Annotated in this window: 11 protein-coding genes and 2 pseudogenes; 2 read left to right on the forward strand and 11 right to left on the reverse strand. The window is 33.5% G+C overall.

The features are described 5' to 3' along the window. Positions 1 to 11: 11 nt before the first annotated feature. The 3 genes from AC3IS5_RS11780 to AC3IS5_RS11790 form a co-directional block, all read right to left on the reverse strand. The gene (locus AC3IS5_RS11780; protein ID WP_489424585.1) at positions 12 to 455 is read right to left on the reverse strand and encodes a PTS sugar transporter subunit IIA; all 444 of its coding nucleotides are present in this window, start codon (positions 453 to 455) and stop codon (positions 12 to 14) included. Positions 456 to 1,016: 561 nt separating this feature from the next. After that, the gene (locus AC3IS5_RS11785; protein ID WP_489424586.1) at positions 1,017 to 1,733 is read right to left on the reverse strand and encodes a GntR family transcriptional regulator; all 717 of its coding nucleotides are present in this window, start codon (positions 1,731 to 1,733) and stop codon (positions 1,017 to 1,019) included. A gap of 230 nt (positions 1,734 to 1,963) precedes the next feature. Then, complete coding sequence (locus AC3IS5_RS11790; protein WP_489424587.1) at positions 1,964 to 3,334, reverse strand: hypothetical protein; 1,371 nt, start codon at positions 3,332 to 3,334, stop codon at positions 1,964 to 1,966. A gap of 689 nt (positions 3,335 to 4,023) precedes the next feature. Here AC3IS5_RS11790 and AC3IS5_RS11795 point away from each other — a divergent pair. Beyond that, positions 4,024 to 4,650: a class I SAM-dependent methyltransferase gene (locus AC3IS5_RS11795; RefSeq protein ID WP_489424588.1), complete on the forward strand. Its 627-nt coding sequence runs from the start codon at positions 4,024 to 4,026 to the stop codon at positions 4,648 to 4,650. Between the two features lie 153 nt (positions 4,651 to 4,803). Here AC3IS5_RS11795 and AC3IS5_RS11800 read toward each other — a convergent pair whose 3' ends face one another. Then, entirely contained in the window at positions 4,804 to 7,956 is a 3,153-nt protein-coding gene (locus AC3IS5_RS11800) for a DEAD/DEAH box helicase (RefSeq protein ID WP_489424589.1), read from the reverse strand. 279 nt (positions 7,957 to 8,235) lie between these two features. Beyond that, entirely contained in the window at positions 8,236 to 9,384 is a 1,149-nt protein-coding gene (locus AC3IS5_RS11805; RefSeq protein WP_489427875.1) for an ATP-binding protein, read from the reverse strand. Positions 9,385 to 9,789: 405 nt separating this feature from the next. On the opposite strand from AC3IS5_RS11805, the gene pgeF reads away from it, so the two are divergent. Further along, positions 9,790 to 10,554: a peptidoglycan editing factor PgeF gene (pgeF, locus tag AC3IS5_RS11810; protein WP_489424590.1), complete on the forward strand. Its 765-nt coding sequence runs from the start codon at positions 9,790 to 9,792 to the stop codon at positions 10,552 to 10,554. Between the two features lie 101 nt (positions 10,555 to 10,655). Here pgeF and AC3IS5_RS11815 read toward each other — a convergent pair. From AC3IS5_RS11815 to AC3IS5_RS11840, 6 genes and pseudogenes are all read right to left on the reverse strand, one after another. After that, positions 10,656 to 10,819, reverse strand: a pseudogene (locus AC3IS5_RS11815) (NAD(P)H-dependent oxidoreductase); the annotation flags it as partial. A gap of 34 nt (positions 10,820 to 10,853) precedes the next feature. Beyond that, positions 10,854 to 11,762, reverse strand: coding sequence for an ABC transporter ATP-binding protein (locus AC3IS5_RS11820; protein WP_489424591.1), 909 nt, complete (start codon positions 11,760 to 11,762; stop codon positions 10,854 to 10,856). 14 nt (positions 11,763 to 11,776) lie between these two features. Further along, positions 11,777 to 12,580 carry an ABC transporter permease gene (locus AC3IS5_RS11825; protein WP_489424592.1) on the reverse strand — a complete coding sequence of 268 codons (804 nt, stop codon included), beginning with the start codon at positions 12,578 to 12,580 and terminating at the stop codon, positions 11,777 to 11,779. Next, a pseudogene (locus tag AC3IS5_RS11830) lies at positions 12,577 to 13,658 on the reverse strand (nucleotide sugar dehydrogenase); the annotation flags it as partial. The pseudogene AC3IS5_RS11830 and the gene AC3IS5_RS11825, both read right to left, overlap by 4 nt. After that, entirely contained in the window at positions 13,654 to 16,149 is a 2,496-nt protein-coding gene (locus tag AC3IS5_RS11835) for a glycosyltransferase (RefSeq protein WP_489424593.1), read from the reverse strand. The pseudogene AC3IS5_RS11830 and the gene AC3IS5_RS11835, both read right to left, overlap by 5 nt. After that, positions 16,136 to 16,393 (reverse strand): hypothetical protein, encoded by a 258-nt coding sequence (locus AC3IS5_RS11840; protein ID WP_489424594.1) that lies wholly within the window; start codon positions 16,391 to 16,393, stop codon positions 16,136 to 16,138. Before AC3IS5_RS11840 ends, AC3IS5_RS11835 begins: the two co-directional genes overlap by 14 nt. Between the last annotated feature and the right edge of the window lie 19 nt (positions 16,394 to 16,412).

A 16,412-nucleotide genomic window follows, 5' to 3' on the forward strand; every position in this document is an offset into this window, starting at 1 on the left:
TTTTCACTAGTTTATAATTCATTTAGAAGTACTAATGCCTCTTCTACACTTTCACAATTTTTAAGTTTCGTTAATCGTTCCTCGTCATTAAATAATTCCATTAACTGCTGTAATGCTTGTAGATGCGCTTCTGCATCCACCGCACCAAATGCAAAAGCTAAAGTTACCGGATCTCTTTCTTTATGACCGAAAGAAACTCCATTTTTTAGTACCTGTAAACTCATGCATGCCTCGTTCACACCATCTTCCGGTCTCGCATGAAGCAATGCAATTCCAGGGGCGATGACCATATATGGACCGTTCTTCTCAACGGACTCTTCCATCGCAGTAACATAACTTTCCTCAATGGCCCCTGTATTTTTCAATAACTCTCCAGCTTTTAGTACCACATTTTTCCATGTATCACATGTATCCTCTACAACAACTGTTTCTTTCGTCAGCATATTTTTCAGCATAATATCATTCCTTTTTGTTTGATATAGTTATAGATTGTAACGCTATCAACTACCCGTTTGATTCTGCCCCCCGGACTAGGATTTTCTGGTGTGATTCCGAGCTGCAGAGACTTTTCCAACGCAAATATTTGTGCAAAAATTACATTTAATAAAGCTAAATCAAAATCACTTGATAGTTCTACATTTTCAGAACTAGCAGAAATTACCCAATCAGCAAGTTCTTCGACTACAGCATCGTGTTTATCTGTTAATACAACAACCTTTAACTCAGAAAGATTTGAAGCGACTTCACGTAAAATAACCAGATCATATTTTCTTGTATGGGGATCGTGTGATTGAAATCAACTCATCCCAAACAGCTGCTTGTTGGTAGATATCATCACCCAATTGAAGCGCTTTCATTTTACTTGAAATTTTTTAATCTAAATTAAAAATGTTCATCCTCCTTATTTTAAATACATAGTTTAAACAGTTGAGTGGTTATGTTGTCATAACCACTGTTTTGAAATGAAAAATCTATATTGGACTAACTTGAATGATTAGCTTTTAATAGACTTTTCTTTACGTTAATTCTACGGTGTACGAGAATTTATCCCCAAGTGCCACACTTATGTTATACCCAATCAATTCATCATGATGGTATGCATATCGCTTAATCAGCATTCCAGGTTGATTACCTTTAACCTTTAAGTATTTAGCTTCTTGTTCTTGTATAAGTGTAGCCGATAGTCGTTCTGTTGCTTTTGTGACCCCAATTTGATAATCCTGATGAAATATCTCATACATCGATCTTTCATTTAAATCATTTTCAGTTAAATTCGGAAATATTTTTTTAGGCAAATAAGATGTTTCGTGCATCAGTGGTTCACCATCCGCAAATCGCAATCGTACGATCTTATATACTTCTTCTAACGGATATAAATTCATTCTTTTGGCTAATCGATCATCAATCGCAAATACATTAAAAGATAACACTTCTGTCGTAGGCTTCTTCCCTAACTTTTCCATTTCATTGGTAAAACTATATAATTTAACTAAGTTTTGATTATATGATTTCGAGGCTACAAAGGTGCCTACCCCATGTAATTTATAGATATATCCTTCTCGTTCTAAATCTTGAAGTGCTTGCCTTACCGTTATCCGGCTTAATTTATAAATTTCGCAAAGATCGCGCTCCGATGGCAGTTGCTCATTCTCAACATATTCTTTTCCTTCGATCTTCTTGATTAGCACCTCCATGAGTTGCAAATAAAGTGGCACTTTACTGTTCTTATCCATATTCCTTGGCATCCCCTTGCTATACGACTCTTGAAAATAACCAGATCGTTTTATGCATTGATCTGGTTATAACCACTTGATATTTTCATATTATCAAAGTATTCTGACAATGTAAAGGGGTTTAAGCTGAAACTCCATAAAGGATGTAAGAGAAACATCACGATATACATTGCAGATTAAAGACTAAAATTTCATACCGTGCTAGTTCAATTAAAGAATGTTACTTAGGGTTAGTTTTTTGGGACAAAGAGTTTTATTTCATCGATTACAGCAGATCCTTCATAATAATTGATATGCGGGATTCCAATAACAAAGTTATCTGGGTAAGCAGAACCTTCTGGCCATTGTTCTACAGAGTAACTACCATGTGGCCCAGTAAAAGTAAGTGTCGAATTAAATTGGCCATCATATTCTTCCGGGGTGTTATTATAATGCCAGATCGGTCTGCCATCTTGAATAAATTTACGTTCATATCTCAATGTTTTATTTCCAATATATTTAAAGTTTCCTGTCATTTCCATAACATAACCTGTTTTATTTCGCTCGATAGCGAATTTATAACTTTCCTCAGGCATTAGCTCAGGCTGAATTTCGGCATTGGAAATAATAGAGTACTCTGTATCCGTGTCAGATAGGGAACCACACTCGGTTTCAAACAAAAATGAATTATAACCCATCGATGGATCTCTAAACGTATCTCCTGCAAAGAAAAGGCCGTTTATCGCATTATTTGAACTTTTATCACCAAGTTGTTTATATAATTCTCCAGTAGCAGGATTACACGTAGCATATGAACTTGCCCATGTTGCATTTGTATTGTACGCATCCATGCCTACTTTTCTATGATTGTGAATAAAAACATTATTATGAGGTGCAGGTTTTTCATAGTCCATAATCGACAAGAAATAGTAACCGTTTTCATTTGTTATATCTCCAAAGTTCTTATTGGTATGATTGGAATCTCCAGTAAATTCTCCACTTCTTTTCCATGGATGATTTGATTTACGCTGATCCATTGTATATCCATTAAACTTATCATCGTAATAAAAACTGTCATTTCTTTTTCCGCCAAAGTCTATATTCCTTAACACATATTCCACTCTATATTCAGATGGTAAAACTTCAGTAGAGCGAATGATGAGACCTGAATCAAAGCTAGTCTTTAATTCAGCAGCATTTCCGCCGTTTTTTAATTCAACATTTTTTAATGTTGCCTCGGTATCTGGTATTCCATCTTTATCATAGTCCCTAACCGCAAACTCTGCAGTAAGCCAGCCATCTTTTCCAAACTTCATTTGTTTTCGTAATAAATCAAAACTGTTAAGCTGCTTTAAAAAGTCATCTCCTCCTTTGATTTTAAAAAAGTCACCATCATCATCAAGATGATCTACATGCCAAGGACTATCATCACCATAACTATCAAGTACCCAATCTGCTCCATCAGTTGGTAAGTCTTTATTAAGTTTCTCTTGGTATTTTAGCTTCCATTGTTTATGGACATTCGGCTCTTTATCCAAAACCTCTGCGTGAACTTGATCAACTACTAACGGTGAAATCAAAATCATAGATATAAGACATTTCACAATAAATTTCTTCTTCATTCGTACAATTCCTCCTCTAAAATAAGTGATAGAATGCGGCTACTTTTTGATTGATCTATACTCAACAGATCATCCTACCTCTTTTTTTTCACAAAGAATTATTTCATTCCTTAAACCCAGTTCAACGTAATACATTTTCACAACGACAAAATTTCTTTAACGATATTATAGTTTTATCATTTATCGCCCCTATTCCTTAGAACTAATTATATTTCACTCCAAACTGGTTATAACCAATTTATAAAAATACTAAATAAATAAGTAATATTTGTCAACGGAATTGTCTAAATATTCAAAGAAATATGACTTTCACCAACTCTATGATTTGGCGAAAGATCTTCTTGATGTAAAATGATTTTCTGGTATTTCAAAAGGCATCTAAACGTAAAACCGACTTTTCTTAACCTCCTGTAAAAACAAGTATTACGAGGTAGCGTTAGGGGCTCTTTTTTATCTAGGAAAATTGGACAGTTTTTCGTTTCTACTTCATATTATCTTTATACTAAAATATGGTATTAATACTTTCAGAATTATGTTAATATTATTTTAACTAAGAAAGGTGGGTTTATGATGAAAAACATTACAACTATTCAAAATCATAAGAACTTAGGAGAACTGATGGGCGAGTAATCAAGCATTAATATTCATAGGCATGCTTGAAAGCTCGTTCACATTATAGGAGGAGCTTCATGTTAAATAAACAAGGATTCGATTTGTGGGCAAATGATTACGATCAAACTGTACAAGTAAGTGAAGATAATAATCTGTATCCATTTGCAGGATATAAAAATATATTAAGTGCTATTTTTAATGAAATCATGCAGGTAAAGCAAGCAAAGGTGTTAGATATAGGGTTCGGGACAGGTGTTTTAACAAATAAACTATACGAAAATGATCATCAAATAGATGGATTAGACTTTTCTGTGAAGATGATTGAAATTGCCCAATCAAAAATGCCGATGGCGAATCTGATGGAGTGGGATATTTCTAATGGTTTACCTGAACATTTCCAAGGTAATGAATATGACTTTATTGTAAGTACGTATACATTACACCACCTATCAGATGATGAAAAAGTAGTTTTCATTAAGAGCTTACTATCATTGCTGTCTGAGAATGGAAAAATATTAATCGGCGATATTGCTTTCCAAACACGAACAGATCTTGAAAATTGCAGAAATGATAGTATTAGCTATTGGGATGATGATGAGTTTTATTTTGTTTATGACGAAATAAAATCTTCATTACTTGATGTAGCTAAATGTGAATTCCAAGAGATTTCTCACTGTGGTGGTTTATTTGTAATTTCAAAGTAAATAATTATAACAGGATGAATATTCTGGTTCTAGTAGAGTCATCGTTATGATTGTGGCTAAATCGTGTATTTACGCAATCTAATTAACACAAACAAATCCTCCAATTCGCTCAGAATTTGGAGGATTTGTTTTCTATATTTCCTTTAGATGCAACTATTCAGTCATTAAAATCTCCCGAATATCTTGTTCAGTCATAGAGGTCAAGGAATCATTGCCCGACTGAATTACTTCGTCAATGAGATGCTTCTTTTTTTGCTGAAGCTCATATATTTTCTCTTCTATCGTACCTTTTGCCACCAAACGAATTACATGTACTTCATTTGTTTGACCCATACGATGTGCTCTATCTGCAGCCTGTTGCTCGACTGCAGGATTCCACCAAAGATCATAAAGTATCACTGTATCAGCACCAGTCAAATTCAAACCTGTGCCTCCAGCTTTTAAGGAAATAAGAAATATATTCCCTTCTCCATTATTAAATCGCTCACATAATTCTACGCGGTCTTCGGGGGGTGTTTGTCCATCTAAGTAAAAATAAGGTACACCTTGATAGGCTAAATGGCGCCTGATAATACTATGCATTTGAGTGAATTGTGAAAAGACCAACACTCGTCTCCCAGAATTACGACATTCTTCAATTATCCCCTTCAATTGTTCAAACTTTGCCGAACCTCCTGTGTATTCATCAACGAATAATGCAGGATGGCAACAGATTTGACGGAGTCTCGTTAATCCTGATAAAAATTTTATGCGATTTTTTTGAAAACTACCATTCCTTAAATGCTTCAAAGCTTCGTTTTTCAATTCAGCTAAATAAGCGGCATATAATATTTTCTGCTCTTCTTGTAACTCCGAAAATTGCATTGTTTCAATTTTATTTGGCAACTCTTTCAAAACTTCTTTTTTCAAACGTCTCAATATAAATGGCCGCACTCGTTTTGCCACATTTTCTCGGCTTAATTCACTAAAGGCCCTTCTATTTGGCAACAATTCTGGAAACACGACATGGAATATAGACCATAGTTCATCCAAAGAGTTCTCTATTGGTGTTCCCGTAAGTGCAAAGCGATAATCTGCCTGAATCATTTTCACCGATTTAGCGGTTTTGGTAACCGGATTTTTAAACGATTGAGCCTCATCCAAGAACAAAGTATGAAATATCTGCTTGCGGAAAAGAGATACATCCATTCGTAATGATGGATACGAAGTGATGATTACATCGGCACCAATAGACTTATTCCACAAGGAGACTCTTGTCGCTTTGTTACCATCGATGATTTGCACTTTTATATGTGGCGTAAACTTTTCCAACTCATTCTTCCAGTTATAGATGAGGGATGAAGGTGCAATGATTAATATCGGTAATTCTCGTGCCCGAACATCCGGTAACACTGATTCGATGTAAGCAATGCTTTGTAGAGTCTTTCCTAGCCCCATATCATCAGCAAGAATCCCACCGAATTTATATTTGGCCAGCATTTTGAACCAACTGAAACCAACTTTTTGATAATCGCGAAGTACTGTAGTTAAAGTTCTAGGCACTGCATTTTCGACCTTTTCTGGATTCTTTAAGTTTTTCATAAGTTTAGAGAAGTTTTCACCCGGATCAACCAAATCACCTTGATCAAGTGAATCGATTAATTGCATCCCCTTAATTAATGGGACTCGGATTTCTTCCGCAATGATATCTCTGGCGGACAGTTCCAAATCACTTACAACTTGATATAGTGCTAAAAATTCAGGTGTTTCCAAAGAAACTAATGTGCCATTTGGAATTCGGTAATACTTTCGTTTTTCCTCCAATGAAGTGAGTATTTCTTGAATTTCTGATTCTGAAATGCCCTTGATGTCGAATTGCAATGCAATCCAATCTGTTCGCTCACCTACTTCGACTTTTATCCTAGGACCCGTATACCCTTTATGAATCCGCATTTTCACGGAAGTAGTAGCATAAATTTGAACTAATTTTTCTAATTCAGCGATGTTATGGTGCAAAAATTGATATTCTGCTTCTTCATCATATAAGTAAAATCCACCTGACGTTTGAGTAAATAAGTTTTCAAGTAGTAGCTTGATAATTTGATTTTCTTTTGTTCGCTGACGCTTAATCCCTGGATAATGTGGAAAGGGTTGCTCCGTTTCTTCACAAGGGTTAATAACGACTTGATCATAATGGAACTCCAAACCTGCAAGCAATCTATGCCTTACACGGTCCAGAAATAATTTGGCTCGAAGTGGGGTTTCCCCCATTCTTTTTGATACGGACTCTGCAATTTTCACCTGTCCAAGTTGCATCAAGCCAGGTATGACATTTCTCATAAAATGGTCGATTTGATTTTCTTGAATTTCGAGTTGATGTTTTCCGGATTTATCCAACATGTCTTTTAATTCTGCTAATCGATGACAGTCTTCCTGAGGAAGTTTGTACAATACGCCTTCTGAAAAAGCATAGCCATAAGCTTTTAAAACGTTTATCTTTTCAAGACCTTTAACATTCAGGCGGTAGTCAACGGTATTGGCTTCATCAAATTCAAAACTTAAAGGAAGCTCTTGTCCAATTTGTACCCCTTTATAAATAGTATCCCCTTGCATGAATCGAACTGCTGGTGCAACAGCTAGTAAAGGAAGCAACTGCTCCCAATCAGTCGCGGAAATTAAAACCAACTCATCTTGTAAATCAATATTACTTTTTATACGTTGACTCCTTATCAAAAATTGAAGGACATCATCCGATTCTCTTGGAAAGCTGTGGTGCTCAGGTACATAAACCAATCCATTTGCATATTCAAACGGTTCTCTTAGCTCTATTTCACGAAGGAACTGAGTTACTTTCGAGATATTATGTAATACATTAAAACCTACCCTTATCTCAATTCCAAACACATATTCCATATTAGGAAGTAAAACAGGCAAGCACGTAAATTCAACATTAAGTGACTGTCTATTGTCAAAATGTAATCCCTGGCCACTAGGCTGCTTCAATTTATTTTCAAATAAGCCCAGCATTCTGGTAGTCAAGGCATTTTCAACTTGCTGCTTCTCTTCAATAGCTAGTAGAACAGCCGCAATATGTTGACAGTACGTTTTCACAAATCCTACTGGCGGACAACTACATTGAGCTACAATTTCTCCATCGGCATCTTTTCTCACCGTGACGTCAAAATCAGCTCCCGCTTTTACACGGGCTTCGATGATCGAATCATCTTGTTGAAAGGGATGAAGATGTACTTTTCCGGCTTGGTAATAAGATTTTCCCTTTTTAAAAGCGACTTCTCCACATAAAATCTTTATCTTTTTTTCATTCATTGAAAAATCCATCTTTCGGTCCTTTCTAGGCTTCATTAATACTCTACACGCATTCATGTTAAATAACTTATTATTCATTTTCTCACACAAATCATCTAAGGCAAAACATGTTTACTTGTAATTCAATTACGAATATTACTATTTGTAAGATCTTAATGAAATTCGATTAACACTTCTTACTCCTCTATTAGCTTAAATAACAACAATATCAAATCTTGATAATGCTTTAAAACAAAAGAAAAACCGCCACCAAAGTGACAGTTAGTTGTGCTGTAAAACCTAGAAAGTTGTTAAATTTTTCGATGGGAAGCTAATAGTTACAGTAGTTCCTTCATCTATTACACTTTGGAATTCAATTGTCCCTTTATACTTTGCTGCTATATTGTAGCAAATCATCATGCCTAAACCTGTCCCTTTACTTTTTAGAGAGTAAAAAGGTGTACCAAGACACTCAATTTCCGTGTCAGACATTCCATGCCCATGATCTATTACTTGAATCTCTACCAAATCTTGCTTCATTCCACCAGTTACAATAACAGAATCCCCAATCTCAGAAGCCTCTAGTGCATTTTTTATAATATTGATCAGTAATTGCTTTAACTCTATCCTGTTAGCAGCTATGTAACAATCTTCTTTTACTTCTAATTCGATATTATTCTTATTTAATAGCCCATAAGAATTTAGTAAATCAGTTACACTTTGAAGAACAACTTTTAAATTCACTGATTCAATATCTAGATTTTTATCTGGCTTTGCGATAGATAAAAATTGAGAAACCACACTCTCTGCTGTATCTAATTCATCAATCATTAAAGTAAATTGGCTCTTTATAGCATCATTAAATTGAGAATCTTGTTCATATAACTGTAAAAACCCTTTAACAACAGTTACTGGATTTCTAATTTCATGCGCGACAGCAGCTGCTAATTGTCCTGCTGTTTTCAAACGCTCTGCTTGTTTTATTTGTTCATAATATAATTCTTGTTTTTTCACACGTAGATTTGTTAGATAGAAAATAAAGTATATGAGAGCTTGACTACCTACATAGTTAAAAACATTAGCTACTACATCTTGTTTAATATATATATAAGATTTACCATGATCAAAAAACGCAATAAAACCGAAAGTAATTACTATTAATATAGAGTTGATGAGTAGAGAAAAATGAAAGAGTTTTGAATCGAAAAACATAATGGCAACTGCGGGTATAAAACAAAGGTAAATAAAGTTTGACCAAGTCTCTGGATATAAAATGAAAAGGCTATAATAACAGATGAAAGCTTCAATCATAATTATTGTTCTAAAACTATGTGTTCCATACTTTGGATAGAGCAGTAAGCTTACAGAAATAATCACAACAATAGATAGGTGAAAAATAAAACCAATCCCTAATTCTCCAATATGGTGGTTCTTAATCAACAACCCCATGGTCATGATCGTTATAACTATTAATATTGTAAAATAATATAATCTCTGGTTATTACTTATATAGGTCTTAAACATACAAACTCCTTTTATTAATATTTCAACTTTTCTGATAGGACGTAAAATGTCTAATGCAAACGAACACATAGAAAAAAGAAGACTTCTTCCATGTAAAATGCATTCACCACAAACAATTCACAGAAAAAGATCTTCCACTTGATTAAGTTTACAACAGTTATTGTCCAATCTCTAGTAAAAAATGAAGGTTTTATGGAGGTTAATAGTAAAAATCACGAATCGGGTGTATATGTGAAGTGGGCGAATTTCCTAGCAGCAATATGACAAATTACATTTTGAATGCCGTATACAACAGTAAGCCATTATTGTATATTAAAATAAGGTGATGATATGAAAACAAACATATATTTAAACAATGAGAAATTAATTGCAGGAATAACCCTAAGAGATGAAACCGAACTTGAAAACAACAACATGGCTCTTCATGCATGTGTTAACCAAGAGAATGTGATGGAGAATCGTAGAAATTTAGCCGCTTCGTTGAATTGTGAGGTAGAAGCTTTCGTCTGCGCCAATCAAACACATAGTTCGAATTTGCATAAGGTAACGCTTTCTGATAAAGGTCGTGGTGCAGATTGTACTGATACCGCTATTACGGATACTGATGCCCTGTATACTTATGAGCCGAATCTATTATTATGTTCCTTTACCGCTGATTGTGTCCCAGTGATTTTTTATAATGAAGTGACTGGTCTTATCGGGGTCATTCATTCCGGATGGCAAGGAACAGTAAAAGAAATATCCTTGAACGTTTTTAATCACTTAACACAAGTCGAAAACTGTAATCCAAATGATTTGCATATTCATATTGGTACTGCTCTAAGCCAAGAGAAATTTGAAGTTGATACTGATGTATATGTAAAATTCAAAAATCTAGGCTACGCAGATGATTTTATCTATTTTAATGATGAAACGCACAAGTATCACATTGACAATCAGCAAACAGTGAAAAAACAATGTGAACTTGCAGGAATCCCCGCTGATCGAATTACAATTGATCAGACATGTACTTATATGAGCCCTGAAGGATTCTCATATCGTCAGGATAAACAAGCTGGTAGACATTTAAGTTTTATCATGAAAAAAGGCAATTAATAAAAACGAATTAAAGTCGGCTCAAATTTGTTATTTTGAGCCGGCTTCTTTTTTTACTCATAATGTTTGTCTTAACTAGTGAAATCTTACCGTTCGATTTTTAACGCTTTTTTCATCAACTCTTTATGGGCATTATTCAACCATAAAAGTGGATACTTTGTAGGTCCTTTCATAGTAGAAATACACACAACATACTTTCCTTTCAAAAGCCCCTCTGGTAACAGTCCCTTATTTCTCTGTAGTCAAAATTGGCTGCAAATAATTGGCTAGACGGTTTCTTTTTGACCTACCTTTCGTGACTAAAACATATAAGAAGCGCTAGAAATCACTAGAAATATTAATATTAAAATTTGGAGAACAAATACCCAATTCGAATTTCCACGTTTACTCTTCACCGGTTGAGTTTGGCCGTTAGAAACTTCATTGTATTGTTCTTCTAACATTTCATTTCTACTATTCTTCTTTTGACTTTCACTTAATGAATTAAACCAGTTTATAAACTTTTTATATTCACTGATCACTTTTTTTGCTTCATCGAACATTTTTATTTGTCCAAAATGAATCCACATCACTTTATCGCAAAATGCTTCTATTTGGGACAATGAGTGACTTACAAAAATAATCGTTTTCCCTTGGCTTTTAAATTCATTTATCTTATCCAGACACTTCTTATAGAATGTTTGGTCCCCCACTGATAAGGCTTCATCTATAATTAGAATATCAGGATTTGTATGAATTGAGATTGCAAAACCTAAACGGGATTTCATTCCACTGGAGTAGTTTTTTACAGGTTGGTTAATAAACTTTCCTATATCTGCAAAGTCTATGATAGCTGATTTTAATTGATTGATTTCAGCGTTGCTTATACCGTGCATCAAACATTTTAGCTTAATGTTTTCTAAGCCTGTTAATGAATTATTTAATCCTACAGAAATAGCAATTAGTGATGTTTCTCCATTTATTTCGACCTTACCTAAACTTGGAGGTATTACTTGCGCTAATAGATTTGAAAGAGTAGATTTACCAGAACCATTTAATCCAATAAGACCAATGGCTTCTCCTTCATTTACCTCAAAACTAATATTTCTAAGTGCAAAAAAATGATCTCTATCTTTTTTTAGAGAAATAATATCAAATAGTTTTTCAGATTGCTTACTATATAAACTGAAACTTTTTGACACATTCATAAATCGAATTTTCGGATTCATATCTTTTCCTCCGACTATAGGTAGTCAACAAATCTATCACGAAATTTCAAATGTATATAAGAACCAATTGTAAGTATTAGGATAGTTATACTCCAAAAATAAATGGAATACGGAATATCCTCATAAAACCATTCCCCTCCTAAGAGAGAATGCCTAAATCCTTCAATAATATAAAATAAAGGATTCAATTTCAAAATACTGACTAACAATTCAGGGAAGTTGTGAACATTCCAGACGATTGGTAAGAAATACATCATTAATCGAACAATTGATTGTATTATAATCTGAATATCTCGAATAATAGTTGTAAGTGTTGATAATAGCAGTGTCAATGCAAACAGAAAGACATACAGGGAAACTAAATAATAGAGTAATTGTATTAAATATATACCTGAGAAAATACCATATCCTAAAGCAATGCCAAGAGTTAGGATAAGCATAGGTATGAAAGAGATTGAATTCCCAACGATATTTATGGTAGGCAGAACGCTTACAGGAAAATTCATTTTAGATACTAAATTTACTTTTGCATAAACACTATTTGACGCTTGTGTAATTGTCCTACTGATATACAACCACGGTACTAACCCAATAATCAGCCATAGAAAAAATGGGGTTCCCTCAACAGGAGAACCCTTTCTTATTCCTAAACCAAAAATGAGCCAATATACACCAATTTGAATGAATGGATTTAATATTTGCCATAAAGCACCCAAATAGTGCATTGCATACTTTCCTTTTTCTTCATACAAGCTTAATCGAAATATCAAATTAAGATGAGAAATTTGTTCTTTTAATACCTGTCGAACAAAATTCATACAGCAGTAGCTTTCTTTTTAGTATAGTTATAAAGGTTTCCATAATTAATATATTCAACATAATTGGGAACACGTTTGACTACATTTTTTGTATCAAAAATTCTTATATTTGACATAGTGGAAAAGTCAGGATCTCCAAATTCCTTAAACTCATCATGATCTGATAAAACAACGATGAGATCAGAGTCTTTTACCGCTTGCTCTAAATCTTGTAAAACCCAATCTAATTTAACGTGTGGATCATAAGCTCGCACTTCATAATTATGCTCTGCTTGTAATTGTTTGAATACTTCAATTGCTGGACTTTCACGAATGTCATCCACATTACCTTTATATGTGAGACCTAAAATAGTAACCACTTTTCCTTCGACATGATTCATTAGTTTTTTGACATTTTCTACTACAAATTGAGGCATTGAGATGTTAATTGTACGAGATAACTTTATTAACTGAGCAATTTCTGGTGCCTTTGCAACGATAAAATATGGATCTACTGCTAAGCAGTGACCCCCTACACCTGGACCTGGTGTATGTATATTGACACGTGGATGTTTATTGGCCATTTCGATAACATCTAATACATTTATCTCTAATCGATGACATACATTCGCCAATTCATTTGCAAGTGCTATATTCACATCTCTAAATGTATTTTCCATTAACTTAGACATCTCTGCTGTTCTCGCATCCGTTTTAATAATTTCACCTTTTACAAAAGTGCTATAAACGATAGCCCCTGCTTCTTCGCATGCAGGAGTAATTCCGCCAACTATCCTATTATTAAACACTAACTCATGAAAAATCTGACCTGGTAGTACTCTTTCAGGACAGTGTACAAGGAAAATGTCTTTACCAACTACAAAGCCAGTTTGATCTACTAACGGTTTGATAACATCATCCATACTACGAGGAGCAATTGTCGATTCAACGATTATTATATTACCTCTTTTTAAAAAGGGTAATATAGATTTTATTGCATTAAGGTTAAATCACAAGATTTATATAGGTCCTGATTATTAGGTGTAGGAACAGCAATAATAAACACATCAGCCGTTTCTGGAGTAATTGACGCTCTATAAATCCAACAGGTCGTTTTTTATCAAAAATGGTAGTCTTTCTTTCTCTAATGTATAATACTTTTCAAAAAACGCTTTCGTTACCGTATTCGTTACAGATCCGGACACAGCTGCGTAGTAAATATGTATATCCTTATCAATCACAGCCCCTTTACTTGAATGCAACAGTAGTTCTTGGAAAAACAATGTATCTTGTCCACCTGCATTTTCAATCATTTTCAAACTGTTGTTAATGATGATTTCTCTTTTCACTACTAATGCCTGAATACTTTGTGTCCTTAAATCGGTATCCATTAATAGTTTTTTTGGATAATTGATAATGTTGCTCTGACAAGCATTAATTACCGTTTCAAAGTATTTAAAATTACCAATTTTCGAATTATTCAGCTTAACCATATTTCCAATGGCTATATCTAATTCATTATTATTTTTTAGTAAATTTAACAATTTGGCATAGCCATCATTAACCGCTTCATTGTCTGGATCTAAATAAGTTACATATTCGGTAGTGGCAAGTTCTGCTCCCTTATTTCTAGCTCTTGAAGCACTCCCGCTTCCTCCTTCATGATAGAAATAGGTGACGACGTGGGGATGTTCCCTAGCTATTCTATTAATAGTAGCAATCGTCTCTTTTTTTGAAGATCCATCATCAATAATGATGATTTCCATCTTTTCGAAAATACTACTTCTTTTAAGACTATTAAAACACTTGTTCAGCAAGTATTTTCCATTATTAAAAACAGGTATAATGACAGATAATTCATACGTTCTTTCATCACTTTCTAATTGCTCTTTTTTAAATGCTGTATTTAATTCAAAATGATCAATACAATAGCCATTTTCTCTTATCTGCTTTTGGTTCATATTCAACAATTCATTTGTTTGGAAAGCTTTTGACCAAAACACTGTTTTATATTTATCTTTCATCTCATTGATATAAGTATGTTCAACACCTTCGACTAGCTCGTTGCCATGATAATAACTATTTTTTGCAATATAATCAGAATTCGTATATTTAAATCCATTTATCATATCTTCTAGGTAATACTCTTGATAATTGTATTTTGAATTAAAAAAAGCGATAAAATCATAGTCTTGTTTTATATCTTCATTAAAGTCAGTTTCAGTTATTAAATCCTTTTCTACATACGTTTGATTTTCAAAATCTCGTATTACATCATCACTCATTAAATTTGCGACAACCAGTACTTTCTTTGAATGTAGCTGCCTGTTAAAACCAATACAGTCTAATAGATAATCAAATCTTTCAAACGTAGTATGAGAAGACATGACATTTCTAATGCCCACTACTTGATGTTTATACACTTCTTCACTAGTAAATCCATTCAATATATCCTTCAATTCGTTCTGATTATTCACTAGAAATATGTTAGGAAACTTATCATTCACCCCTACACTATAATTAGAAATAATTATATTCCCAATTGCTTGTAGTTCGTAAATTCTATTCGCAAACATTGTTTCACTAAATTTAATTGAATTTAAGTTGATAGACCAATCATATAATTTATGAACTTTTTGAAGATATTCATGTTCTATAGCTGGTGAACTATATTGTAAATACTTTGATGGAAAGAAGTAGTTAGGCTTATTTAGCTGAAAATTTCTATCGACTATTTTTAATCTTCTATTAGCCTTGATTACTCCATCAAATATTTCGATTGTTTCCTTTTGTCTTTCCGGATATTTGTTTAGCCACGATCCAGCAAAGAAAACATCACTACTTTTTTGAATATTTTTTATCCCAATTGGATTATGATAGAGTGGATTTACACCAAACTCTAATACAAAGATGTTGTTATGACGACAGCCTTTTTGATAACTTTCAATCTTTTCAACTGCTGTAGTAAATACATACTCACATTTTCTTGCTAATCCAATGAATGCTTCATAGTCAACAGGATCTTCTTTAGAGTAAAACACCGTTTGAACTTTATTCTTTTTAAAAAAATGTATTATTTTATGTGCTTTTTCTCTTTTTCGTGATGAAGGATTCCCTAAACCCTCCCAAGCCTTATCCAAGCCCTTCCAAGTACTAACAACTAATAAGAAATCTAGTTTACTTTTATACTCTTTGTAATTAGAAAATGTAATCGGATAAAAGTTTGCTACATCTTTGTAGGACTGATATAAAAACTCATCTGCTATGATTCCGACATTTACTTTATACTTTTGGTAATAACGACTTCCGTTGCTATCTGGTATCATTTCAAGCAATGGTTTTATACGTTCAAAATACTCGAAATCAGCAACTTCTTCCCTATAAGATAAATACTCTTCTTTATCCATTTTGATTGATTTATCTGCCTCGTCATTGAATAAAGAAACTGGTTCTATGGCTATATTATCTGGTAACTTGCTATTTTCTAATAAGTGATTGATCTCATATTTTTCTTTTTTAATAGCAAACTCGATAAGTTCTTTTCTCGATTTGATTTGATTGATTTGCTCATCCAAATTAGCTATTTTCATTTTTTTTGCCTCGCTTAATTCTTTTCAAAAATCTCCAGTATGCATAAGTTACTTTTGCTAGTTTTGAATTACTGATTGCATAATGTTGGGCAGATAATTGTTTATACGACGTTAGCAACTTTTCTTCACTTTCGTATATTCTTAAAAGCTCTTCAAAAATGCTTATTTTAGACTGTTTTTTATAAATTAGTCGTTTCGTTAGTTGATCCAGTTCTTCAGATGTGTCATTTGTTTTTAAGTCCAAAATTAACACTCCTATTATT

The sequence above is a fragment of the Viridibacillus sp. KH_047 genome, from assembly GCF_057838945.1.